This is a genomic window from Pseudoalteromonas sp. MMG010 (assembly GCF_018100905.1).
Classification (GTDB): Bacteria; Pseudomonadota; Gammaproteobacteria; order Enterobacterales; family Alteromonadaceae; genus Pseudoalteromonas.
The window spans coordinates 166,135-191,158 of record NZ_JAGJEG010000003.1 but is presented as its reverse complement, the minus strand read 5'-3'; the positions used below and the strand labels follow the sequence as shown (position 1 = coordinate 191,158).

The 25,024-nt window shown below is 37.7% G+C and carries 26 protein-coding genes and 1 tRNA gene; 18 read left to right on the top strand and 9 right to left on the bottom strand.

The genetic code is table 11. The annotated features are described in order from the left end of the window. Window positions 1-102: 102 nt before the first annotated feature. The 4 genes from J8L70_RS05820 (at window position 103) to yacG (ending at window position 3,680) form a co-directional block, all read left to right on the top strand. A complete protein-coding gene (locus J8L70_RS05820) occupies window positions 103-996 on the top strand; it encodes an A24 family peptidase (protein ID WP_211054595.1) in 894 nt (297 codons plus the stop codon). A gap of 6 nt (window positions 997-1,002) precedes the next feature. After that, complete coding sequence (gene coaE / locus J8L70_RS05815) at window positions 1,003-1,641, top strand: dephospho-CoA kinase (RefSeq protein ID WP_211054594.1); 639 nt, start codon at window positions 1,003-1,005, stop codon at window positions 1,639-1,641. Between the two features lie 116 nt (window positions 1,642-1,757). Further along, complete coding sequence (pilB, locus tag J8L70_RS05810; protein ID WP_211054593.1) at window positions 1,758-3,434, top strand: type IV-A pilus assembly ATPase PilB; 1,677 nt, start codon at window positions 1,758-1,760, stop codon at window positions 3,432-3,434. Window positions 3,435-3,452: 18 nt separating this feature from the next. Then, the gene (gene yacG / locus J8L70_RS05805; RefSeq protein ID WP_211054592.1) at window positions 3,453-3,680 is read left to right on the top strand and encodes a DNA gyrase inhibitor YacG; all 228 of its coding nucleotides are present in this window, start codon (window positions 3,453-3,455) and stop codon (window positions 3,678-3,680) included. A gap of 74 nt (window positions 3,681-3,754) precedes the next feature. On the opposite strand, the gene J8L70_RS05800 is transcribed toward yacG, so the two are convergent. Next, a complete protein-coding gene (locus tag J8L70_RS05800; protein WP_211054591.1) occupies window positions 3,755-4,264 on the bottom strand; it encodes a Spy/CpxP family protein refolding chaperone in 510 nt (169 codons plus the stop codon). A 162-nt stretch (window positions 4,265-4,426) separates the two neighbouring features. Here J8L70_RS05800 and J8L70_RS05795 point away from each other — a divergent pair, with 162 nt between their 5' ends. From J8L70_RS05795 to J8L70_RS05785, 3 genes are read left to right on the top strand one after another with little or no spacing between them, the layout of a single operon-like run. Further along, the gene (locus J8L70_RS05795; protein ID WP_211054590.1) at window positions 4,427-5,122 is read left to right on the top strand and encodes a response regulator transcription factor; all 696 of its coding nucleotides are present in this window, start codon (window positions 4,427-4,429) and stop codon (window positions 5,120-5,122) included. Then, window positions 5,100-6,515 (top strand): ATP-binding protein, encoded by a 1,416-nt coding sequence (locus tag J8L70_RS05790; protein WP_211054589.1) that lies wholly within the window; start codon window positions 5,100-5,102, stop codon window positions 6,513-6,515. Before J8L70_RS05795 ends, J8L70_RS05790 begins: the two co-directional genes overlap by 23 nt. A gap of 3 nt (window positions 6,516-6,518) precedes the next feature. Next, complete coding sequence (locus tag J8L70_RS05785; protein WP_211054588.1) at window positions 6,519-7,487, top strand: alpha/beta fold hydrolase; 969 nt, start codon at window positions 6,519-6,521, stop codon at window positions 7,485-7,487. Here J8L70_RS05785 and J8L70_RS05780 read toward each other — a convergent pair. Continuing rightward, window positions 7,439-8,338: a cation diffusion facilitator family transporter gene (locus J8L70_RS05780; RefSeq protein ID WP_348772130.1), complete on the bottom strand. Its 900-nt coding sequence runs from the start codon at window positions 8,336-8,338 to the stop codon at window positions 7,439-7,441. The genes J8L70_RS05785 and J8L70_RS05780 overlap by 49 nt on opposite strands. 111 nt (window positions 8,339-8,449) lie before the next feature. On the opposite strand from J8L70_RS05780, the gene trmL reads away from it, so the two are divergent. Continuing rightward, window positions 8,450-8,914, top strand: coding sequence for a tRNA (uridine(34)/cytosine(34)/5-carboxymethylaminomethyluridine(34)-2'-O)-methyltransferase TrmL (trmL, locus tag J8L70_RS05775; protein ID WP_211054587.1), 465 nt, complete (start codon window positions 8,450-8,452; stop codon window positions 8,912-8,914). Between the two features lie 722 nt (window positions 8,915-9,636). Here trmL and rlmJ read toward each other — a convergent pair. Beyond that, entirely contained in the window at window positions 9,637-10,476 is an 840-nt protein-coding gene (gene rlmJ, locus J8L70_RS05770) for a 23S rRNA (adenine(2030)-N(6))-methyltransferase RlmJ (protein WP_211054585.1), read from the bottom strand. 214 nt (window positions 10,477-10,690) lie between these two features. On the opposite strand from rlmJ, the gene zapB reads away from it, so the two are divergent. From zapB to J8L70_RS05735, 7 genes are all read left to right on the top strand, one after another. Next, window positions 10,691-10,921 (top strand): cell division protein ZapB, encoded by a 231-nt coding sequence (gene zapB / locus J8L70_RS05765; protein ID WP_211054583.1) that lies wholly within the window; start codon window positions 10,691-10,693, stop codon window positions 10,919-10,921. Next, window positions 10,921-11,226 (top strand): cell division protein ZapA, encoded by a 306-nt coding sequence (locus tag J8L70_RS05760; RefSeq protein ID WP_211054577.1) that lies wholly within the window; start codon window positions 10,921-10,923, stop codon window positions 11,224-11,226. The genes zapB and J8L70_RS05760 overlap by 1 nt, the downstream gene beginning before the upstream one ends. A gap of 61 nt (window positions 11,227-11,287) precedes the next feature. Next, on the top strand, window positions 11,288-12,310 hold the full coding sequence (locus tag J8L70_RS05755; protein ID WP_211054575.1) for an MBL fold metallo-hydrolase: 1,023 nt from the start codon (window positions 11,288-11,290) through the stop codon (window positions 12,308-12,310). 54 nt (window positions 12,311-12,364) lie between these two features. Further along, complete coding sequence (locus J8L70_RS05750) at window positions 12,365-13,831, top strand: LysM peptidoglycan-binding domain-containing protein (protein ID WP_211054574.1); 1,467 nt, start codon at window positions 12,365-12,367, stop codon at window positions 13,829-13,831. A 64-nt stretch (window positions 13,832-13,895) separates the two neighbouring features. Continuing rightward, window positions 13,896-14,384, top strand: a complete 489-nt coding sequence (locus J8L70_RS05745) for a peptidylprolyl isomerase (RefSeq protein WP_211054572.1) — start codon at window positions 13,896-13,898, stop codon at window positions 14,382-14,384. A 19-nt stretch (window positions 14,385-14,403) separates the two neighbouring features. After that, window positions 14,404-15,132 (top strand): SDR family oxidoreductase, encoded by a 729-nt coding sequence (locus J8L70_RS05740; RefSeq protein ID WP_211054570.1) that lies wholly within the window; start codon window positions 14,404-14,406, stop codon window positions 15,130-15,132. Next, window positions 15,129-15,968, top strand: coding sequence for an amidohydrolase family protein (locus J8L70_RS05735; protein ID WP_211054639.1), 840 nt, complete (start codon window positions 15,129-15,131; stop codon window positions 15,966-15,968). The genes J8L70_RS05740 and J8L70_RS05735 overlap by 4 nt, the downstream gene beginning before the upstream one ends. A 71-nt stretch (window positions 15,969-16,039) precedes the next feature. Here J8L70_RS05735 and J8L70_RS05730 read toward each other — a convergent pair whose 3' ends face one another. The 6 genes from J8L70_RS05730 to J8L70_RS05705 all read right to left on the bottom strand — a co-directional run bounded on the left by J8L70_RS05730 (window position 16,040) and on the right by J8L70_RS05705 (window position 20,134). Beyond that, window positions 16,040-17,215, bottom strand: coding sequence for a mandelate racemase/muconate lactonizing enzyme family protein (locus J8L70_RS05730; RefSeq protein ID WP_211054568.1), 1,176 nt, complete (start codon window positions 17,213-17,215; stop codon window positions 16,040-16,042). A 9-nt stretch (window positions 17,216-17,224) separates the two neighbouring features. After that, window positions 17,225-17,992, bottom strand: a complete 768-nt coding sequence (locus J8L70_RS05725) for a class II aldolase/adducin family protein (protein WP_211054567.1) — start codon at window positions 17,990-17,992, stop codon at window positions 17,225-17,227. A gap of 134 nt (window positions 17,993-18,126) precedes the next feature. After that, complete coding sequence (locus tag J8L70_RS05720; protein WP_211054565.1) at window positions 18,127-18,450, bottom strand: c-type cytochrome; 324 nt, start codon at window positions 18,448-18,450, stop codon at window positions 18,127-18,129. 89 nt (window positions 18,451-18,539) lie between these two features. After that, on the bottom strand, window positions 18,540-19,079 hold the full coding sequence (locus tag J8L70_RS05715; protein WP_211054563.1) for a DUF2058 domain-containing protein: 540 nt from the start codon (window positions 19,077-19,079) through the stop codon (window positions 18,540-18,542). Window positions 19,080-19,212: 133 nt separating this feature from the next. Next, on the bottom strand, window positions 19,213-19,716 hold the full coding sequence (locus J8L70_RS05710; protein WP_211054561.1) for a prolyl-tRNA synthetase associated domain-containing protein: 504 nt from the start codon (window positions 19,714-19,716) through the stop codon (window positions 19,213-19,215). Window position 19,717: 1 nt separating this feature from the next. Then, the gene (locus J8L70_RS05705) at window positions 19,718-20,134 is read right to left on the bottom strand and encodes a hypothetical protein (RefSeq protein ID WP_211054560.1); all 417 of its coding nucleotides are present in this window, start codon (window positions 20,132-20,134) and stop codon (window positions 19,718-19,720) included. Window positions 20,135-20,306: 172 nt separating this feature from the next. Here J8L70_RS05705 and J8L70_RS05700 point away from each other — a divergent pair. The 3 genes from J8L70_RS05700 (at window position 20,307) to J8L70_RS05690 (ending at window position 25,016) form a co-directional block, all read left to right on the top strand. Next, a tRNA-Ala gene (locus J8L70_RS05700) sits at window positions 20,307-20,382 on the top strand. A gap of 141 nt (window positions 20,383-20,523) precedes the next feature. Continuing rightward, the gene (locus J8L70_RS05695; RefSeq protein WP_211054559.1) at window positions 20,524-21,786 is read left to right on the top strand and encodes an extracellular solute-binding protein; all 1,263 of its coding nucleotides are present in this window, start codon (window positions 20,524-20,526) and stop codon (window positions 21,784-21,786) included. Further along, window positions 21,786-25,016 (top strand): ATP-binding protein, encoded by a 3,231-nt coding sequence (locus J8L70_RS05690; protein WP_211054557.1) that lies wholly within the window; start codon window positions 21,786-21,788, stop codon window positions 25,014-25,016. Before J8L70_RS05695 ends, J8L70_RS05690 begins: the two co-directional genes overlap by 1 nt. The last annotated feature ends 8 nt before the right edge of the window (window positions 25,017-25,024 follow it).

Below are 25,024 nucleotides of genomic sequence, written 5' to 3'. Positions count from 1 at the left end.
TAGTATAGCTATTAGAATTTACTCGGTATCTACTTGTCGCTATACACCTATTAATAAATAAACAAAAACATTTATTTTAAAACGTATATTTTAGGGCTTTTAATGCAAAGTATTATTGAAGTAATGCAAGCGCAGCAGTGGTTTTTTTTACTTACCGTAGGGTTAGTAAGCCTGTGCGTAGGCAGTTTTTTAAACGTGGTCATTTATCGTTTACCCGTTATGATGCAACGTGAATGGCAAAGTGAATGCCGAATGTTATTAACCGATGAGCTAGCCTCTAAAGGTGAATCAGAAAAACAAAAACCTCAGCAGCCTTTTAATCTAGTAAAACCTAATTCTACTTGCCCTAAATGTAAATCGGCAATAAAGCCGTGGCAAAATATTCCTATAATTAGTTGGGTGCTGCTCAAGGGGCAATGCGCTAATTGCCAAAATCCAATATCACCACGCTACCCTATTGTTGAAGCCTTAACAGCCGCTTTTAGTACCGCCATTGCTTATTACTTTGGTGCCACCGAGCTCGCTCTATTATATATTTTTGTTACCTGGGTATTAGTTGCCCTCACCTTTATTGATATTGATCATATGCTGCTGCCCGATCAGCTAACACTCCCCTTAGTATGGTTAGCATTAATTGCTTCGGTACTTGGTTATACGGTTTCGCCCACCGACGCAATTATTGGCGCGGCTTGTGGATACATGAGTTTATGGAGTGTATTTTGGCTATTTAAATTATTAACCGGCAAAGAAGGCATGGGTTATGGCGACTTTAAGTTACTTGCTGTATTTGGCGCCCTTTTAGGCTGGCAAGCATTACTGACCATTATTTTGCTTTCAAGTATTGTAGGGGCAATTATCGGTATTTTATTATTGAGTATTCAAGGTAAAGATAAAGCCACTCCAATTCCATTTGGCCCTTACTTAGCCATTGCTGGTTGGATAACCTTAATTTGGGGCGATTCGTTAAGTGCATATTACTTTGGCTTAATAGGTTAATAACACATGCAGCAATTAAATAACCCAGTAAAAAACTGGGTATTAGGGTTAACAGGAGGCATAGGCTGCGGTAAAACAGCAGTGAGTAATATACTCGCATCACAAGGCGTTAATATTGTTGATGCAGATATTGTGGCACGCGATGTTGTTACACCCGGTAGTGAAGGCCTAACTGCAATTACAGCACATTTCGGCAAAGCGATTTTATTACCCAATGGCTGTTTAAATCGCGCCGAACTTCGTAATATTATTTTTGAAAATGATGAGCAAAAAAACACTTTAAATAAGCTATTGCATCCACTTATTAGGCAACAGTTATTAACTCAACTTAACACCACAACAAGTAGTTATAGTGTGTTAGTCGCTCCATTATTATTTGAAAATGAGCTTAATCGCCACTGCCAACATACCTTGTTAATAGACCTACCTAAAGAAAAGCAAATTGAACGTACCATGGCACGTGATAAAATCAGCTTAGCGCAAACACTAAGTATTATTAAATCGCAAATGTCACGAGAACAAAAACAACAAAAAGCAGATGATATATTAGATAATAGTCAGCGCTTAGAAACTGTAAAAATAGAGTTATTAACTTTACATCAACAGTACTTAAACTACGCTAAATGCTATAAAGAAAACGTTTAGCCTTTAATAAAAATAACAATTAGCGTTAGTTAATATGCAGAATAATAAAAGGGAATTCCCCACCCTACTTTTTTCTGATAAATTAAACGCTACTATAGAAATAAAACAGGTGCGCAATGAATACAAACTCGCCGTTACTTCGAAAATTTATCACTCTTGGCCGCATTGATGCAGACACAGTTAAAGCCAAGCAACAAGATTTCACCTCGACCGCTGAGCTTATTTCTAAATGCGCCAAAATAGAAAGTATTGATTTAGCTGAGCAATGCATTGAGCTATTTCGCGTCCCATTTTTTGATTTAAAAGATTTTGACACATCACGGATCCCAAGCGACCTTGTTAAAGAAAAGCTTATTCGTAAACACCATATTTTACCGCTAGTACAAAAAGGCAGAAAAGTATTTATTGCCGCATCAGATCCGACTGATTACGGCGCCTTCGAAAACTTTGAATTTAGTACAGGGTTATCGTGTGAAATTGTCGTGGTTGATTATCAACAATTAGAACAAAAAATTGATCAACTACTTGATGCTTCTGGCAGTTTAGATATCTCTGACGATGAGTTTAAAGAATTTGCAGATTTAGATACACAAGGCCCAAGTGACACTCACAGTCATGAAGAAGAAAAAGACGATGCACCAATTATCGTCTACATTAATAAAATTTTAATGGATGCGATAAAAAAAGGCGCATCGGATTTACACTTTGAACCATATGAACATAAATACCGTATTCGTTTTCGTATCGATGGCATATTGCATGAAGTAGCTAGCCCACCCAATACCCTTGCAACAAAATTATCGGCACGTATTAAAGTTATGTCTCGATTAGATATTGCTGAAAAACGAAAACCACAAGATGGCCGTATAAAACTTAAAATATCAGACAGAAAAAGTATCGATTTTCGTGTCAGTACTATGCCGACCTTGTGGGGCGAAAAAATAGTAATGCGTATTCTTGATTCATCAAGCGCAATGCTAGGCATCGATATTTTAGGCTATGAAGCCGAGCAAAAAAAATTATACATGGATGCTTTAGCACAACCTCAAGGCATGATATTAGTTACAGGGCCAACCGGCTCTGGTAAAACCGTCTCTTTATATACCGGTTTAAATATTCTCAATCAGCCTGAGCGAAATATAAGTACAGCCGAGGATCCGGTAGAAATAAACTTAGAAGGCATTAACCAAGTACAAATTAATCCTAAAGCCGAGATGACGTTTGCTAATGCATTACGTGCGTTTTTACGTCAAGATCCTGACGTGGTAATGGTCGGTGAGATACGTGACTTAGAAACCGCAGAAATATCAATTAAAGCGGCACAAACTGGTCACTTAGTTATGTCTACACTGCATACAAATTCAGCACCAGAAACAATTACCCGTTTACTTAATATGGGGGTTCCTGCGTATAACGTTGCCAGCTCGATTAGTTTAATCATTGCACAGCGACTTGCCAGACGACTATGCCCTAAATGTAAATCAGCCGAAAATCTACCTGAAGAAGAGCTACTTCGCCAAGGTTTTAATCATAGCCAAATAGCAGAAATGACACTGTATGAGCCAAAAGGCTGTGAAAGCTGTACCGATGGCTACAAAGGTCGAGTTGGTATTTACGAAGTGATGCAAATAACGCCAGAAATAGCCGAAATCATTATGCGCGGAGGAAATTCGTTAGAAATAGCAGAGGTTTCATTAAAAGCCGGCTTTAATAATTTACGCTTATCGGGTTTACAAAAAGCCGCCGACGGCCTAACCTCTCTTGCTGAAATAAACCGTGTAACTAATGCTTAAAATAAATAAAGAGTACGTATGACAACCGTTGTAAATTGCCCTACATGTAAAAATAACGTTGAATGGTCTGAAAACAGTCCGCATCGCCCTTTTTGCTCAAAGCGCTGTCAACTTATAGACTTAGGTGAATGGTCATTTGAAAATAATAAAATTTCAAGCCCTATCACTGCCACCGATCAAATCAACCAAGATATGATTGAAGACATCGAGGCGATGATGGCCAAAAACGATGATTTCTTTCAATAAGATAAATTTAGCAAAAAAAAACGTGGGCAAGCCCACGTTTTTTATTTTGGTTGTTTAAATTGTGTTGGGGTTAATTAGCTATCTTCACGGTCGCTTTTTTTGCGATCTTTTTTATGGCCTTTTTTCCCTTTACGTTTTTTCATTTTAGCCATTTTCTCTTGCTGTTCAGCATTTAACACTTGCATCACTTCGTACTGAGTTTGCAGGCGTATCAGCGCAAATTGCTCACCTTTAGCTTGACGCTCGGCCAGTAATTCTTTAGCTGCATTTTCATCAAACGTCGCGCCAGATAATAATGCATCCATTTTAGCTTTATGTGCTTGACGCTCTGCTTTACGTGTTTCTTTATCACCTTTCAAAGCTTTAAGCTTATCTTTTTGAGAATTAAAAATAACGGTTAGTTTATCTTGCTGCTCTTGAGTTAGGTCTAATTTTTCAGCACCTCGTTCAGAGAGTAAGAAACGCGCTGGTGAGTGATCTTTACCATGCATACCGCCTTTTGCGAATACGCTACCAGCGCCTAAAGCAGCCGTTGCTAAGCCACAAATTAATACTAATTTTGAAAGTGTATTTACTTTTGTCATAATCATTACCTTACTTAGTTGTTGCTGTTAATCAGTTAGTGAGTTAACTATACCGCGTGCAATGCAAAGTAACGCAAAGCAGTGTAAAGGTTATGTAAAGATTCACTTTTACCTTATATAACACGTAAAATATGACTTAAATAATTAGATAAGGGCTTGTAAATGAAACTATTAATGATTGATGACGATACTGGTTTATGTGAATTACTAAGTGAATACTTAAGTACACAAAACTTTGAAGTAGAAGCAGTACATGATGGTGCACAAGGCTTAAAGCTGGCGCAAGATAACGATTACGCCCTTATTTTACTTGATGTGATGTTACCGAGTATGGATGGCTTCGAAGTATTAAAGCAATTACGCCTTAGTAAATTAACCCCAGTAATAATGCTAACAGCCAAAGGGGAAGACTTTGACCGTATTTTTGGATTAGAACTTGGTGCCGATGATTACATCCCTAAGCCGTTTAACCACCGAGAGTTACTTGCTCGTGTTAAAGCCATAACTCGCCGTATTGAACACATAAACACCTTAAGCAGCAGTGCCCCTGCTAATAATAAATTAAATATTAATGGCCTTACGATTAATACAGCTGCACGTGAAGCGAGTATTGATGAGCATACATTAACGTTAACAGGTACCGAATACGAAGTGCTTACATTATTGTGTAAACATGCAGGCGAAGTTGTCAGCAAAGAAAAAATAAGTGAAGAAGTGCTAGGTCGTCGCCTAGCTTCATTCGACCGCTCTATAGATATGCATGTTAGTAATATAAGAAAAAAAATTGCAGAGCACATCAAAACTGAACGTATAAAAACCATGCGAGGAACAGGCTATGTCTTCATACAAGGAGAATAATACAAACTATTTTGCATGGCTAAAACACCCGACACAGTATTTGTTTTTTAAAATATTTATTTGGTTTTGGTTAACGTTAATTAGCACCGTCGCTGCCTTGGTTTTTTTAAGCCAATTAACAGCCACTAATTTAGTTATGAACGAGCCACTAAACGGGCCAATGAAAAAAAACCTGATTTATACTGCCAAAGGCATCGAGCGCTCTGTTGTAAAACATAAACGCACGTTAAGTGAAGTATTGGCACACCCTAGATACGCTAAACGAAAACTTTTATATATCACCAGTAATCACTCAGATGATGTTTATACCAATATTGATATCCCCAAAGATATTGATTTAAGCTTACTAAATTTTACAAAACAAATGTCTGCGCAAGTTATCTTTAGTGATAAATATCAAGCCTATGGCCCTATTCACCTTGAGCTACTTGATGGCAGCTACAATATCTACGAAATAGATATAAAACACCAACCGCCGTTATTACTTAGCTTAAAAATAATGCCTAACTGGATGAAAGTAAGCATTGCTGTTATTGCTTCGCTTATTTTAAGTTTTATATTTAGCCGAAATATTATTGCGCCGATTAATAGCTTAAAAAAAGCAGCCATTAAACTCTCCGGTGGTGATTTAACCGCCCGAGCAAAAATACCAACGTCACGTAACGATGAGTTAGGTATATTAGGACGTGACTTTAATGCGATGGCAAACCAATTAGAGCAACTATTAAGTGCACAAAAACGCCTACTCGCTGATATTTCACACGAATTACGCTCGCCATTAACTCGCTTAAAAATGGCTACTGGCTTAGCGCAAATACAAGCTAACGATGCCAGTCAATCTTATCTACTTAGAATAGAAAAAGAAGCAAATCAACTAGATAAAATGATTGCTGATGTATTGCAAGTTTCTCGCCTTGAAGCTAAAAGCCAAGCGTTATCGTTGCAATATCAACCGCTGCAAATCATTCTCAACCACGTGATTAACGACGCCCAATTTGAGGCAAAACAACATAATAAGCAGCTAGTCGTCACAGGTAACGCCGATATTAACTTTAAATGCGACGAAGCGCTCATAGCCAGCGCATTAGAAAATTTACTACGTAATGCAATTAAATACGCCAATAACAGCATTGCTTTAAAGCTCAATTGCACCGATACCATAAATATAGAGATTTGTGATGATGGCCCCGGCGTACCAGAGCAACAACTCAGTAAATTATGCGAACCTTTTTTTCGTCAGTCTGACGCCCGAGACCGTGTAAGTGGTGGCACAGGACTAGGCCTAGCCATTGCAAAAAATGCGATTACGGCTCATAACGGTACTTTATCGCTATCGAATAAAGCACAAGGTGGCCTGTGTGCTAAAATCACGTTTGCAATCACAAAAGAGTAACCCATGTTTTATAGTACTGAAGCTGATATTGAGCAAAATTTAACAGCCATCGAAAAATTTTATGACTCGACGCTCAATAAAGCTTATTTAACGACCCCAACAGGTGATTTATTTTATGCTTATGCACTACCTGAACACGCCAAATATGCCATTGTATTTAGTTCTGGGCGTATAGAAGGACTTGATAAGTATCAAGAATTATTATGGGAGTTATACAATAATAATATTGCGGTCTTTATTTTAGATCACCAAGGGCAAGGGCGCTCATATCGTCACTTGGCAAATCCTCACAAAGGCTTTGTTCACCAATTTAGTGATTACAGCGCTGATTTTTCATTGTTTAATCAAAAAATAGTGGATTCACTGTGGCAGGGTAAAAAGTTTTTAGTGGCGCATTCGATGGGGGGAGCAATTGCCTTAGATTACTTATCGCAATACAGCCACAGTTTTAGTGGTGCTTATTTATCAGCCCCCATGCTTGACGTACATACTAAAGGCATACCTAAGCCGTTAGCTAAATTAGCCGCCAGCAGCGCTAAACTATTTGGCTTGTCGGGGGCTTATGCAATAGGACAAAAAAATTACTTACCAGTAGACTTTACACTTAATGTACTTACCAGTAGTAAAATACGTTATGGCTTATTTCGTAAAGTGTACCAACAAACGCCATTATTACAGCTAGGCGGTGTAACCTATGGCTGGTTAAATAGCGCTTTTTCGTTTATTGCTTGCGTAAATACCTTAGAGCTCAACAACCTCCCCGTTTATATTGCCAGTGCCGAAAATGACGAGGTAGTTGATAATCAAGCGCAACACGCGCTTGCTAAGCGCTTAAACAATGTAACCTTAAGGGTATTTAACAATGCCAAACACGAACTTTTCTTTGAGCGTGATGAGGTGAGAAAACCGCTTTTAACTAGCCTTTATAAATTTACCGAAGGCCTTTTAAGTACCGACAACGGATCTAAATGAATTAAAATATCAACCTCTCCTTCAAAGTGGGCCGTAAGCTGTAGCTCAACCTCTTCAGCCACATTATGAGCAGACAATAAGCTAAGTTCGTCTTCTAGCTCTAAATGAAGTTGAATAAACTTAATTTTACCGCTTTGGCGGGTACGTATTGCGTGAACACCATGAACTAAAGCCTGCTTATTAGCAATATCATAAATAGCTTGCTGCTCACCTTGTGCAAGCTCTTTATCCATCAAATGATCAGCACTTTCTCGCGCTATATCCCAGCTGTTATAAAGCAAATAAAAAGCGACACCAATAGCAAAAATAGGATCGGCGTAACGTATGCCGTAGTAAGAAAGTAAAATTCCCACCAGCACGGCTAAATTAAGAATTAAGTCGCCTTTGTAATGCACCGAATCGGCCTTAATCGCTATCGATTCAGTATGATTAACAACCTTTGTTTGTACAATTACAATCACTAAGGTACACACAATTGCAAAAATGCTAACCCATACACCTAATAACGAGTGAGTTAATTCGATAGGGTTAAAAATACGTTCAATGCCGTGAAAAATTAAAAAACAGCCAGACCCTGCAATAAATGCAGCTTGACCAAGACCTGCAAGCGCTTCGGCTTTACCATGACCAAAGCGATGATCATCATCCGCAGGTCGAAGTGCATACCCAAGCACTAACAAACTCATAGCAGTGGCTGTAATATCCATTAACGAATCGGTTAAAGAGCCCAGCATGGCTGCAGACCCTGATGCAAGCCATGCCCACACTTTAGTCGCAATCATCAAACTAACCATAACCATAGTGACGATGCTTGCGCATTTTACCCAAAATTCATAACTACGATGATGCACGTTTATACCTAATTTAAAGCGTTATTCATAACCTTGAGTATATCATTTTTTTTCTGGCTTTCGTGTATACTGCTCACTAGCAAAATTACCACATTATTGAAAAGGCTTACTATGTTAGACATTGTTTTATATCAACCTGAAATTCCACCTAACACTGGAAATATTATTCGTCTTTGTGCTAACAGTGGCTTCTCATTACACCTAATAGAACCATTAGGGTTTGAGTGGGATGATAAGCGCGTAAAACGTGCTGGATTAGATTATCACGAATTTAGCAGTGTTCAGCGACATGCGTCTTTTGACGATTATTTAGAAAAATGCAAACCAAAAACAGTCTATGCTTGTACAACTAAAGGTAGCCAGTTTCATCATCAAGCTCAATATCAAGCCGGAGATTGTTTAGTGTTTGGTCCCGAAACTCGTGGCTTACCAGACGATATGATACAAGCTCTACCAAACGAGCAACGTGTGCGCATACCAATGCAAGCGAATAGCCGTAGTATGAACTTATCAAATGCTGTTGCGGTATTTGTATATGAATCATGGCGTCAGCTCGGTTTTCCTAACGCACAGTAACCCAGTAATAAAACATTTAGATAAGTGTTCTCATTATATGGCTTAGGTTTTTGCCTACTCATTGTGCTTCTTTATGTGAATATTGTTTTTCTTTTTTAGTTATTAAATGATTAAGACAATTTTTCACAAAGAGGCGCTTCGCTTTAGAGTAGTAACTTGGTGATTTAGTGACTAGAACGTGTTTTTGACTTCTCATTTACCCTCATTTACTTCTCTTTGTGAGCATTAGTTTTTGTCTTTTGTTTTTTAGTGATTAAGCCATTTATGCACAAAGAGGCGCTTCGCTTTAGAGACGCTGCGCTTTAGAGTAGTAACTTAGTCGTTTAGTGACTAGCTCGTGTTTTATTTTGTGTTTTGGCTTCTCATTTACCCTCATTTACTGCTCTTTGTGAGCATTGGTTTTTGTCTTTGGTTTTTTAAGTGATTAAGCCATTTATGCACAAAGAGGCGCTTCGCTTTAGAGACGCTGCGCTTTAGAGTAGTAACTTAGTGATTTAGTAACTTAGTAACTTAGTCGTTTAGTGATTTAGTGACTAGAGCGTGTTTTTCACTTCTCATTTACCCTCATTTTCTGCTCTTTGTGAGCATTGGTTTTTAATCATTAAGGCGGGTTATTAAATTACTGATGTATAAAGTAGGGTGATATTTATTAGCAAGGTGAAAAGTTAGTTCTGGTTTTCAAAAAATACGGCACCATTGGTTAATGGCGCCGTGAAATAACTTTACTCGGCCACAAGCTGCTCACTGCGATAAAACCCACTGTTATCACTTAAAATAGAAACTAACTCGGGTAACACATCATCCATCGCTTGTTTTAGTTTCCACGGAGGATTAATAACTATCATTCCCGATGCTGTCATACCATGCACCTCAGTATCCGCTGTCGTGGCTAATTCGAACAACTGAATATTACGAATACCCGATGCCACCAGCCCCTGCTCCATAGCATCAATACGCTCTCTATCAACAACCGGGTACCAAATCATATAAGTGCCGGTTGCAAATCGTTGATACGCTTTAACAATCGTGTTTACAACAGTTTCATAATCATCTTTTATTTCATAAGGAGGGTCTATAAGCACACAAGCGCGGCGCGATGCCGGCGGTAATAAACCAACTAACCCAGCAAAGCCATTTTCACCACGCACCCTAATTGAGCGCTTACCCTGCATATTTTGCTCAAGTAATGTTAAGTCGCGCGGATGTAACTCAAAAAACCACCCTTTATCTTGGCGACGTAGAAAGTGCTCAGCTATTTTTGGTGAACCTGGATAGAATGCCAACTCACGGTTATCATTAAACGACTTTATGAGCTCAATATATTCATTCAATGCCGATTGTTCGCTGTTATGATGCCATAACTTCTCAATCCCCTCTTTGTACTCTTGTGTTTTTTGCGCATCTGCCGCATCTAACTCAAAAAAGCCTGCCCCAGAGTGTGTATCAATATAATCAAGTGGCTTATCTTTTATGGTTTGATAACTTAGCACCTGTGCTAACACTAAATGTTTTAGTACATCGGCAGGATTACCGGCATGAAATGAATGTCTGTAACTAAGCATGATATATTTGCCTTACTAAATAGATAAGCGCAGTGAACCATAAGCACCTTGCTTTGGCAACCGAGCATGAATGAATAATGAATGAAATACCCTTGTAACTGAATTATCCCTTAACAATAAATAAAAATCAGCTAAAACCACCGTAAACACTGGAAAATAGACAGAGTTTGCTTTACATTTGCAAGACTTTATAAACAGTTACATGAGCGCCTTAATGAACAACACAACTCTTCAACAACTCGAACAACTGATCGATCAACTAATTGAAAAAAATAATCACTTAACTAACGAAGTGGCTAGCCTAAAAGAGCAATGCAATAAGTTAGTTGATGACAACGAAACACTACAATTAGAAGTGCTTGATAGCGAAGAAAAGCAAAAAGATACTAGCTCTACGCTAACAGGCTTACTTGAGAAGTTACAAAGCGCGCAACAGGATAGCTAATGGCTGAGCTGCAAAACCAAGGAGTAACAGTCACGTTGCTCGGTAAAGAGCAGCAATTTGCTTGTCCTGTAGGGCAAGAAGGTGCCCTTATTGCAGCAGCAGAACATTTAAATGACATGGTAGAGGATATGAAACAACGCTCTACTGTGCGAAATGATCAAAAAGCACTTCTCATGGCTGCTTTGAATTTAAGTAACGATTTACTCGCCATTCAAGCAGACCAAGCTCAGCAGCTCAAGCAGCAAGATCAGCTTATTGATAAACTAAGTCAATATATAGCAGACTCTTCTAGCAGTATAAAATAAAAGCGTTTTTAACGCTTTTATTTTATAATTCTGGCCATTGTTTTAATCATTACTGCTTTTTATGACTCTTCATGCTTGTACCTTTTTAGGTAACATAATAAGAATTAGTTTATTTTATTGCTTATTAATACCCTGCTTTAATCTTAACGCGGCAAGTAGCTGGCACCCAATAAACGACAATATTCAGTTTATAAAACAACCAGATAAGCTCAGGTTTTACGATTCAAACCAAGTATTAATTGAAGGCGACAAGTGTGCTTTATTATATGATGCAGGTGGTAATTTTGCGCAAGTTGAGCATTTAGCAAAAGCACTCAAAGCGCGGTTAAATACACCGTTATGCTATTTAGTTGCCAGTAATGGCGATAATGAACATCTTTTAGGTATGGCTGTTCTACAACATGCGTTCCCAGATGCAAAATTAATTGTACATGAAAACCTAGCCCTTTTATTCGAACAATACCAAAATGCCTACAATGACAAACTTGAAGGTTTCAAAAAAAGTATTGAACTGAGTTTACACCGCATTACTAATTTAGAGAAAGATCAACAATTACACTGGGAAAAAAAATTAGCACTGGCTAAAACAAGATTAATACGCTGGCAAGATTATCAGTTACAAGTCCCTCAAATAACCATTGCTAAAACCACGACTATAAATTTAGGTCAGTTTAACGTTGTTATTTCGCCACATAGCGCCTACAGCAAAGGTGATTTAACATTATCGACCAATAATGGCAGCATATTAATTGGCTCAGATATTGTAAATTGGCTTCCCTATCTCTCACAAGGTAATTTAAAGCAGTGGGAAAAATTATTATTAACTTATGGCCAACAACCACAGTTAACGACTATTATCCCCGGACACGGCAATTTATTAACGCCCTCTCAATTACAACAACCAAGGTTATTTTTATCCGAAATCATCGCGCATACTGCCAAAAACCCAAATAGCAGTATTGAACAATTAAAACTATCATTTCCAGCTGATATTATGAAACCATACCAAGCTGATATTTTAGATAAAAAAAATAGTGCGCTCTTTTTACAAACAGGTCTATTACGTGCACTAAAAACAAAATAACGAAATACACAGGGCTGTGTTAAAATGATAATAGGATGTTAATTAGTGGTTTTTATGCGTATTTTAGTATTATTTTTATGGTTAGCCTTAATAGTTGGGTGTCAAAGTACAACACCAGAGCCAATTGCTGCGCCTAAAATCTTTACCCACTTTGAGCCCACTTACGAATATACTGAGCCGCCGGAAGAGCAGCAAACAAAAACAGTCAGTACCACTGCTAAAAAAGTAAGCCCTACCAATTATGTGCTAAAAAAACCAACTCAAGCACCCGATTTATGGCAGCATATTGCCAATAATTTAAATATGAAAGTTTACCTTAATAGCACCTTAAAAAAGCGTATTAACTGGTATTTAAAACAACCTAACTACCTAAAAATAGTCAACAAACGCGCCGCTCCTTACTTGTACCACATAGTTAAAAAAGTAGAAAAAAGTAACATGCCCATGGAGCTTGCATTATTGCCATTTGTAGAAAGCGATTTTCGTCCTGCGGCACGCTCATCAGAGCATGCTGTTGGGGTGTGGCAGCTGGTTGCAGCAACTGCTCATCATTTTGGGATTAAAAGCGACAAGTGGTATGACGGACGTCAAGATGTATTAGCAGCCAGTGATGCTGCATTACGTTATTTACGTTACTTACACAAGCGTTTTGATGGTGATTGGTTGCTCGCTCTAGCGGCCTATAATAGTGGCGAAGGAAGAGTACAGCGCGCAATTAACTATAATAAAAAACGTGGAAAAAGCACCGATTACTTTGCGTTAAAACTGCCAAAAGAAACAGCCGATTATGTGCCAAAACTCCTCGCTTTAAGCTATTTAGTAAAAAATCCGAGCAAAGGATTAAAACGCCCAAAGCTGAGTAACCGCGCGACCACTTCGATTATTAATATTGGCCAGCAATTTGACTTCTCTGTTATTGCAAAGCTTTCTGATATAAACATAAAAACACTACACCAGTTAAATCCTGGATATTTAAAAAATCAAAGTTCACCTAAGGGTCCACACACTTTAATATTGCCGATTAAAGAAAATGCTTTATTTAAGAATCAATTTTTTAAAACTAATTTTTCTACCGGCTATAAAGTGAAAAGAAATGACACGCTATACTCTATTGCCAGACAGTTTTCGATGTCAGTTCATACCTTAAAAGAGCTTAATAACAAGAAAAGTAATTTAATTCGTGTCGGTGAAAACCTACAAGTAAGTCGCATAACCGCCTTACCGAAAAACCTCACTATTGATTATAATATTAGCCCTTATTTAGAGCCCCCCGAGATCATTGTCCCAACGGTTGAAATTAATTACCAAATTAAAAAAGGGGATTCGTTGTGGAGCATAAGCCAACAATACAATGTGCCTTATAGCGATTTAGCAACATGGAATAAGCTAACCCCTAGTAGTGTGCTAACACCGGGTAAAATACTAACAGTCCATATTCCACAACAACCCAAACCGGTGCAAGCTGCCACACAAGAAAATTTATTATTAGACTTACAAAAAGTACTTAATCAGCCGCGCTAAGTTTATAAACAGCATTAAATAGCGTAAAATTGTACTTTTATTAAGATAATGCAAAGAGATAAGCATGCAAATTACTCAAGATTCTGCTGTAGAGTTTCACTACACCTTAAGCGAAGCAGGCGAACAAATAGAAACAAGCACAAACGATCAGCCGCTTAGTTATATCCATGGCGGAAAAGGCATGCTAGAAGGCTTAGAAACAGCATTAACGGGTAAAACCGCGGGTGAGAAGTTTAGCGTTACCCTTGCACCAAGTGAATCTTATGGTGAACGTGTAGATGACTTAATTCAACGTATTCCATTAAAGCACTTACAAGGCGATACAAAAGTGTGGAAAGCCGGTATGACAGCAATGGTGCATTCAAATCAAGGTCAGCACCAAGTAACGTTGGTAAAAGCAGGACGCTTTAATGCCGATTGTGATTTAAACCACCCTTTTGCAGGTAAAACACTCACTTTTGATGTTGAAGTGGTGTCTGTACGAGCTGCGACAAGCGAAGAAATAGAACATGGTCATGTTCATTCTGAAGACGGTTGTGGTCACTCTCACTAATAATTAGGAATAAATAGCTATGTCTAAAGTTGCTATTGTCACCGGCGGAACTAAAGGGATTGGTTTAGCAGTGATAAAACGTTTGTTACTTAGCGGGTATGATGTTCATAACCTTGATATTGAGCATAGTGAATATGGTCAGTTCCATCATTGTGATGTGAGTGATGTCAATGCAGTGAAAAACTGTATTGCAACAATATCCCAGCAAACTCAACGTATAGACGTACTTGTTTCTAATGCAGGTAAACATCTCAGTGCCAATATAGAATGCACAGATGAGCAAACATTCGATGCCCTATTTGCACTTAATGTAAAAGGGGCATACGCAGCGGTGCAAAGTGTATTACCGACAATGAAACAACAACAACACGGTGCAATAATACTAATTGCGTCCGATCAAGCCATCATCGCAAAATCTAATTCGTTTGCTTATAACCTAACCAAACACGCCCTTGCCTCAATGGCAAAAACAACCGCACTTGATTACGCCCCCTTTAATATTCGCGCTAATGCCGTTTGTCCTGGCACCATAGAAACCCCGCTATTTCATCATGCAATCGATACTTATTGCGAAAAAAGTGGTGCTAACAAAGCCGATATTGTGGCAGAAGAAGCAGCTTTACAGCCATTAAATCGCTTAGGTAAAGCCGATGAAGTTGCCGCGTTAGTGCAATTTTTAGCGAGTGACGATGCCAGCTTTATCACCGGCAGTTTGCAAAGTATTGATGGCGGCTATAGCGCTCAATAACCATGAAAATTATTGACCCTCATGTACATTTTTTTAATTTAAACCAAGGCCAATATGCGTGGTTACAAGGTAGCACCTCACCAAACTGGCCTAATTTAGAAAAAATAAAGCAGCCGGTAAGCGCCACTCAATTAAACCAAAGTACATCGTTTGAACTGGCCGGTTTAGTGCATATTGAAGCGGGGTTTGATAACCATGCGCCCATTAACGAATTACATTGGCTTAGCGCTCATCTTAAACACGTTAACTACAAAGCCGTCGCTTATACTTGTATTAATCAAGCACCTAATGATTTTAAAGCGGCAATAAATGCGCTAAACCACCCTTCTTTAATTGGTATACGCGATATCACTGAAGGACATGAGGCACAGCGGCTAATTCATCCAAATTGTATTGACAACTTAGCCCACTTAGCTAAGTGCCAACTACATTTTGAAGCACAGTTTAGCGTTGAAAATCAACCTATTACCAAAAAGTTAATACACTATTGTACTGAGCACCCACATTTAACAGTCATTATTAATCATTGCGGTTTAGTACGTGATATCCCTTTGTGGGAGCACGCTATCGCAGCGCTTGCACAGCAAAAAAATATACTGATAAAGTTTTCGGGGTTTGAATTGCTCACGCTCAATAAGCAACAGCAATGTGCATGCTTTAACTATTTATTACAGCACTTTGGTGATGAGCGCGTCATGTTTGCAAGTAATTTTCCGGTGTGTCAAATTAATCAAAGCTATCAGCAAGTGTGGCAAAATTATTTTCATTTGTGTCAAAGTCGCGACCACTGGCAACGCCTGAGCTACGATAACGCAAAACGAATTTACCAACTGTAATGAGTAAGGATGGGTGTAAAGCAACGTATTAAGTCTGCGAAAAAGCAAACTTAATACGTAATATCAATGAGTTATTTTATTTCTACGCGTTGTGAGCGCATTACTATCTCATCATTTAATTCAATGCCAATGCCCGGCTCTTCAGAGACTTCAAAAAAGCCATTTTTTGGTTGAGGGTCTTGTAAACACAGCTCTCTATTCCACTTTTTAATCGCATAGGTATGGTGCTCATGAATTAAAAAGTTAGGGATTGCGGTTTCTAAATGCAATGATGCGGCCGTTGCCACTGGGCCACCACACACGTGTGCTTGAATACGCACATCAAAAATATCGGCGTAATCACACACTTTTTTAGTTTCAGTAAAACCACCACATAAGCCAATATCTGGCTGTAATACATCAATGCTTTGATCTTCTAAATACGGACGTACACCCCAGCGGTTATATAAACGCTCGCCACCCGCAATAGGAACCGCCACTTTATCGGCTACTTTGGCATGTAACGAATGATTTAAATAATTAACCGGCTCTTCGTAATACATACAGTCAAATTCTTCTGCAATTTCACCCAGTTGAATCGCCGATGTTGCGCCAGGTAAACTATGGCACTCAAAAATAATATCAACCTCATCACCCACCGCTTCACGAATGGCCTGCATGCGTGCACGGTATAGTTTCATTTCACCACGTGAAATGATTTTAGTGCGGTCATAGTAAGTGTTACCATCTTTATCGTATTGAATCGGATCGACTTTTACCGCATCGTAACCTTCAGCGACAGCTTTTAATGCGGCTTCTGCGTATTCTTGTGGCTGTACAAGTGCTTTAAACTCGCTATCCCAGTCAAACTGTAACTGCGATGCATAAGTGCGTAGTTTATCGTTAACTTTACCGCCAAGTAATTGATAAACAGGTAAACCCAGTGCTTTGCCTTTAATGTCCCAAAGCGCGGTATCAATTGCACTCATTGCTGAGTACACAACCGGCCCTCCCCCTAAGCCCCAAAAGCTTTCGCGTAACATACGCGACCATAATTTTTCGGTTTGAAATGGGTCGTGGCCAATTAAAAATGCATCAGCCATTTCTTTAATCATCGCGGCGGCTGCACTGTGACCTAAATCGTAAGCCAGCCCAGCTTCACCGACACCGCTAATACCTTCATCAGTATGAATACGCACAAAAACAGGGGTCCAAGCTGGGCGCTCAGGACAATGAATATCAAATACTTCTACGCGAACTACCTTCATAAAAATTCCTTAATTAGCAAAACTAGGATCAAGTTTGTATGCTTTGCGTAGCATAGCTGGCCATGCTAATTGGCCACCCGTACTGCCGCTGTGCACTACATTGGCTTGATTATAAATATTGTCGATAATAGGCTGCGGCACAGGTATTACTTCCTCGCCACTCGCTTGTAACGCAAGTTGAATTTCACATGCGCGTTGTAAATCATAAAAACGCATAAACGCATCGCCAATGGTAGGCCCCACAGTTAAACCACCATGATTAACCAATAACATATGATTAGTATTACCTAAATCATCTTGTAATATTTTGCGTTCGTCATCATTAACGGCAAGCCCTTCATAACTATGATAAGACAAAGAAGGCAGTGAAAACATCGAGTATTGACTAAGCGGCAATAGGCCATTTTTTTGCGTTGCAACAGCAATAGTTTCTTTTGTATGTAAATGAATCACACAATGTGCATCTTCTCGCACTTCGTGAATTGCGCTGTGGATGGTAAAACCCGCTGGATTTATTTTAAATGGCGTATCATCAATAATGTTACCGGCCAAATCCACCTTGACTAAATTAGACGCCGTCACTTCATCAAAAGTGAGGCCAAATGCATTCACTAAATAATGATCAGTTCCAGGTAAACGAGCTGATAAATGGGTATAAATTAAATCCCCCCAACGAAAATACTCAACCAGCCTATAACACGCTGCTAAATCAACACGTAATTGCCATTCTTGATCAGACACTTTATTTTTTAAATCGAGTTCAGGGAGTTCAAACATAATTAACCTTAAAAATACGCGCAAACCAATTTGCACGAATAGATGTTTAGAAGTCTAAAGCAGTATGTGATTTATAGCAAATACAAACAAAAAAGCCACACAAGAGTGTGGCTTTGTATCAATAAAGGCTGAGATTATTTTACATTAGATAAATAATCAGCAATGGCCTCAAATTCAGCATCAGTGACACCTGCAACCATGGCCTTCATAGATACTGCCAAGCCGTTCGAACGCGCGCCCGATTTAATGTCTTTCATTTGTGCAACTAGGTAATCTTTATTTTGACCACTTAATTTAGGGTATGCAGAAATAATAGGCGCTTTACCTTCTGCGCCATGGCACGTTTGACAGTTTTTAGCTGTATATAACGCCTTGCCATCTGCAGCCTGAGTATTAAATGACATGCTAGCAACGATGCTAATGCTAGCGCCTAATAATAATGTTTTTATCTTGCTCATAGTCTTTCTCTTTTATTAACGGTTAGAAAAATTGTAAATACCCTTTATTCATACGTAATAAATAGCAAAATTAGTTCAAAAAAGTATGTTTACCACACTAAATCATCTGGGACTTCAAAGTCAGCATAAGGGTCATCATCATCTTTTTCCTTATTATCAGCCTCAACATGAAATACAATGTACTTTTCGTCTACTTCAGCCACTTTACGTGCAGGCTCATCTTCGAGTACATAAAATACGCCTTCTAGCACACAAATCGCTAATCGACCTCCTGATAATGCTTTTTGTGTTGCTTCATTTACATCAAGCTCTTTTACTTTATTTTCATAGGTAAAGTTGAAAGTACGTTCACCACGAATCGTATCTTGATTATGATGCTCTAAAATCTGTTTAACTCTCGCTACTTGCTCTCGCTGTTTTAGATCTTCTTGTTTAGCTAGGTTAAGTTCTTCGGCTTTTTTCTGCTGCTCTAACTTAGTTTGCTCAATATGTTTTTGTAAGTCATTTGGGTTGCTAGTCGCCCCTTTCTTTTTCTTTTTTTGCTGCTTACGTTTTTCGGTTTTTGCAACCTTAGCTTTGTGTGATGTAGTTAACCCTGCTTGTAGCAATTGGTCTTGTAATGAACCCATGGCTTATATTCCAATAAAAAACGAGTAAATAGTAGTTGCTGGTTATTTTAATCATCAAAGCACACAAATAACAGTGTTACTGGTATTAATCTATCAAACAGAAGATAATTAAAATATGATCCAACGCAATGTGTTATTGTTTTGGCGGTAAATACATTACTTTAGCTGTATGCCCAGTATGTTGAAAAAACGCCATTAAGTCGTTTTTTTGCATTAACCACGTTTGTGTATTTTCAAATGGGTGACAGTGAAATAACGCATTAAACCAAACGTCTTGATCTATCCACAAAGCCACTTCATTTTGCTTATCGTTAAGTATGGCCAACATAGATACGCAGCCAGGGGCTACTTTTAAATACCGCGCTAAACGTTCATCAGAGGCAAAACCTAATCGAGATAACCCTTGTTGCTGCGCTAACGCTTTTAAGTCGAGTTGCTTATCATGGGCTGTGATCACTAAAAAGTGACGCTTACCTTGATTATCTCGTAAAAATAAATTTTTAAGCCGTGTGCCTTCTCGTTCAACCATTAATAAGTCAGCGTCTAAGCTAGTATGAAGAGCGGGATGTTCTATCACCTCATAGTTTATTGCTAACTGTGCTAATACAGCAGCTAATTTTTGCTTATCTGCATACATGTTACAAACAACGCCCTCTTAATTGCACACTTAAATCACGCCACAATACTTCATCTATTTTGTAATCATTAGCACAGTAGTTATTTTGCTGTAATTCTGCAGTTAATAATTCAACAGCTTGATCTTCTAACTGAAGTTTTAATACACTCGATTCTGAAAAATATTCTTTTTCGTACTCGCGTCTAATTTCATTGCGAGATGGTTTCCTTTCTTTTCCCCTTCCTCGCTCACCTGTATCTTTTGAGCTCGCTAGACTTCGTCGTTCAGCCGCTTGTACCGACACTACATAAGCAAATATTTTATTACCTTGCTCATCTAATTTTTCATGAAACTGTTTATCGCTAATATTGTAAGGTGGTTCATCTTGCGTTGCACAACCGGCAAGTAAAACAAATAAAGCTAAAGTGCATTTTTTCATTATATATAATCATATTATGTCGTGGTGTTATCGAGTCTACCAAAAAAAAATATATATAACTGTTAAAAATAATTAAAAAATACTTGACCCAAAAGGCAAATATATTTAAAGTTCACCCCGCTTTGAATCGCAGCTCAAAGCATATTATGTTCATACATAATATTTGGAATGTGGGGCTATAGCTCAGCTGGGAGAGCGCCTGCCTTGCACGCAGGAGGTCAGCAGTTCGATCCTGCTTAGCTCCACCACTTTCCAACTTCTTCAGTATTTATCAAAAAATCCTATATTTATATACTACCCTCTTTATTTTCTACATTTTAGTACCCAAACTTGAAACTTGCCCACTCTATATCTATACCTTATATACCTCTTTAAATTAAGTGAATGCAATGGATGCTTCAAAACGCACTACTTTAAAAAAAATGGCTTTATTAGGATGTACAGCCAGTGTTATTAATCATGTGCCTTATGTATTTGCCAGAAAAAAAACCTCTCTTCGGGTGCTTGGCACTCATGTTACTTTGCAGCCCGCTATACGCCAGCAAGCAATGCAAGATTTAGGCATTGATCTTATTTTCCAACCATTAGGTAGCGCAGCGGTATTACAAAAAGGCTCTATGAATCCAGGTTCATTTGATATTTACGAGCAATGGTCAAATAGTATAAATATTTTATGGAATGCAGGAACTATTCAACCAATTGAAAAGAAAAAGCTAACCTACTTCAACGAAATAAATTCATTAACAAAAACAGGTAAATTAACCAAGAACGCGAATATAGGTGCAGGCGATGCCCCTTATAAATTATTAAATGTGCAGCCCAATGGGACCCTCAGTGAGCAAGAAAGTGATCATATAAGCTTTTTACCCTATGTTCATAACGTTGATTCTTTTGGTTATAACACCCAACATATTCCATCAGGAACTGCGTATCAAAGCGAAAGTTGGAGCTGGTTATTAAATAAAGAGTTTGCTGGTAAAGTAGGTATTGTTAATGCCCCAACCATTGGTTTGTTTGATTTAGCGCTCGCAGCTCAAAGTAAGGGGTTTATTCAGTTTAATGATATCGGTGCTATTTCTCGCTCAGAGCTAGATCGCTTATTTGCAATTTTATTAGACTTTAAACGACAGGGTCATTTTAGTGGTTTTTGGAATTCGGTTCCCGAATCCATTGATTTTATGAAGAGCAACCGTGTACACATAGAAAGCATGTTCTCTCCTGCGGTTAGCGCTTTAAACTCACAAAATATGAATATCCGTTTTGCAGCTCCAAAAGAAGGTTACAGAGGGTGGCATGGTGTTATGTGCTTATCTGCCAATACAAAGGGCAGTATTAAAGATGCCGCTTATGATTATATGAATTGGTGGCTTTCAGGTTGGCCTGGGGCGTTTATTGCTCGCCAAGGTTATTATATAAGTAATCCACAGCGTTCCAAAGCCCTGTTATCACCTGAAGAATGGGATTTTTGGTATGAGGGGAAACCGGCCCGAAAAAGCCTATTAAATACCGAAGGAGACGTGGCTATCACAAAAAATCAGACGCGTAATGGAGGAAGCTATAATAAACGTTTCAGTAATGTTGCAGTATGGAATACAGTTATGCCAACATACGAATACAGCTTACAAAAATGGTTTGAACTAATAAGTCGCTAATGAAAATAAATTCAATAAAATCAAAAGTGATACTTACTTTAAGTGTATTAGTTATTTTACTCATTGCGCAAAGTTACACATTTAATATATCGCAAAAGCAATTGTATACTTTACAAGTAGATCAACATCAAGCATTAGAACAATCAGATAATATAACTGAGCTAGAAAATCATATTTTATCGCTACAAAGCCAAGCCAATTTGTACACTAATAACCCTCATGAATACACGGTTGATAAACTTCATCACTATCTTGATTTAGCTAAACAAGATATTAACGCATTAGACAAGCATGCGATCGAACATAATAGCCATTATCAAAAAAGCCTATCAAAACTCTTTGAGTATCTGAATAACTATCAAGATACGTTTAATCAAGTTGTACTAAATAAAAAACAAAGAGAATCATTGTATCAACAACAGTTTCAGGCACCTTTAAATCAATTAAAAAAAGACCTTGTAGCAAAACAAAAAACAGCCAGTGATGAACAAAAATCAGATTATGTCGATATTATTTTGTTGATCACAAATATTGAACAAAATACACAAAGTTATTTATACAATCCTGCTTTTGATAAGAGTAACAGCACACAATTAAACTTACATCACTTACAATTAAAGCTCAGCGCTGACCCAATATTATTAAATGATAAAATGTACATAGTCAGTCAATTAGAGCGCACGCAAAAAAAGCTAGTAACATTAACTCGTGGCTATAGTTACTCTATTAAAGTCGTTCTTACAGGCATTGAAAATGAACTTTTGTATTTAGTCGGTAATATAAAAAAAATAGAGCAAAAAAAATTAGCCAACACCGAAAATCAACTATCATTAACCCTAGAAAAAAATATACGCCACTCTAATATTTTTATTATATTTAGTACGAGTTTAGTTTTAATTATTATTTTATTTATGATCCGCTCTGTGATCCGCCCTATTAGTAAATTAACTCAATTACTAAATGATATGGCCAACAATAAAGCAGTGGTATTAGAAAAAAATAAAACACAAAGCAGCGAAATAAAAACCGCTATTGTGGCGGCGAATACGCTTTATTTAAATAATAAACACAACACAGATTTATTAGTCGAAACTCAAAACTTAAATAGCCAACTGCAAACATCTAATAATCAGTTAGAAAATGCCATTGCAGAAGCAAGAGTAGCAAATAAAGCCAAAAATGATTTTACCGCAAACATCAGCCATGAATTAAGAACCCCGATGAATGGGGTGTTAGGTATGCTGCAATTATTAAAAGACAGCCCATTACCGAGTAATCAACGTAACTATGCAGAAAAAGCGTTAAGTAGTGCCCAAGGGTTACTCACAACCCTTAATGATATATTAAGTTTTGCCAAGCTAGAATCACAGCAGTTTCAACGAGAAGAAACGACTTTTACTTTGCAAAGTGTTATCACTCAAGCTAGTAACTTATTTTTGCACATTGCCACTCATAAAGGGATTAAATTAGAGTTTATAAGCCATACTGACACCAAAATAAAATTGCTTGGTGACCCATTACACCTAGGACAAATTATTAATAACTGTATTGCTAACGCCATTAAATTTACCGAGCAAGGGCACGTTCAATTAATTATTGATATTAGCGCGCAACATAATAATACGATCCATTATACCTTTCGTATAAAAGATACGGGGATAGGGATACGCCAATCACAAATTAGTGAAATATTTAAATCTTTTCATCAAGGTGACAGTACGACCACCAGACGATACGGTGGTACTGGTTTAGGTCTGACTATTAGTCAACAACTAACCGAACTACTAGGGGGAGAGTTAAATGTTAAAAGCCAATGGGGTAAAGGCAGCGAATTTTATTTTACCTTGCCATTTGTACTTGAAACAACAACGAAAAAAGAAAAACGCGCACTCATTATAAACCCTAATGATAGCCAGATAACACGCTTAGGTGATCTATTAGTTAAAGCAGGGTTTACAGCTCAAATATCGCATGAACCTTTTCGTGCACTGAGTATGTTAAAACACAATAGTCATGTGTTTAGTACAATTATATTGCATATAAAACACCATGAGATGGAAAATAATTATCTCTTTCAGCAATTAAAAACATATCCCAATGAGCACAATAATGACTTATCTGTTATTGCGATTCTTGCTGATTGCTCAACATCAAATTTGACTCATTCTTCACATATTAAACTACTGGGTAATGACTATAGCGATCCACAGTTATTAAGATTATTACTTCCCAGCAAGCAACTGGATATAAATTTAGCAATAGAAAATAAAATATTTGCAGGACACACAGCATTAGTCGTAGATGATAATCCAGTTAACCAAGACGTTGTATGTGCGATGCTAGAGAAGTTATCCATCAATGTGATCACCGCCCCTAATGGTAAAGAGGCAATAGAAAAAGCATGTCAAAATACGGTTCATATCATTTTTATGGATATTCAAATGCCCATACTCGATGGTTTAGAAACGACTAAAATATTACGTAGTAAAGGGTGTAAATTACCTATTATCGCCACAACCGCAGCGGCATTTCCTAAAGACAAACAAGCGGCATTTGATTCAGGCATGAACGACTTTATTGCTAAACCTATTATATTCGATGATTTCTTTTTTATTATCGCAAAGCACGTCAGTAATATTTATAGGCCTCAAATGATAAATGTCACGACGGCATTAGAAAATGTTGATCATGACCAAGCAGTGCTATTAAACGTATTAAACAAGTTTTACATAGACTATAAAAATTTCAATGCACAAGTATCAACCCAATTAAATGCCGAACAACATCATAAGCTTGTCAGTGATATTCATACATTAAAAGGCCTTAGTGGCACATTAGGCTTAGAACAACTTACACACGTTATTCATAAAGTGGAAGAAAGTTTAAAGCAACAATCGTTTTTTGAGCTAGGTGAACTAACGCATACATTAACATTAACGTTAAAGGCCATTGAACAATACACTATCATGAAAGATGTAAATATCACTTCTAATACTCTTATAGAGGGTGATTCGCTCGATACAATTTTAAAGCAAATTTATGATTTAGCCGTTCAATCAAAGCCCATTTCTAACCAATTAGTAATAAAATTAAACCCATTTATAACGCAGCAAAGCTCATCCTTGTTAGCTTTAAAAGAAGCGATTAATAATTTTAATTATCAAATGATTATAGAAATAATTGCCGAATATCAAAATAAAAACAAAGGCTATGAAAAGCCGCTTAATTAAGTTATTTT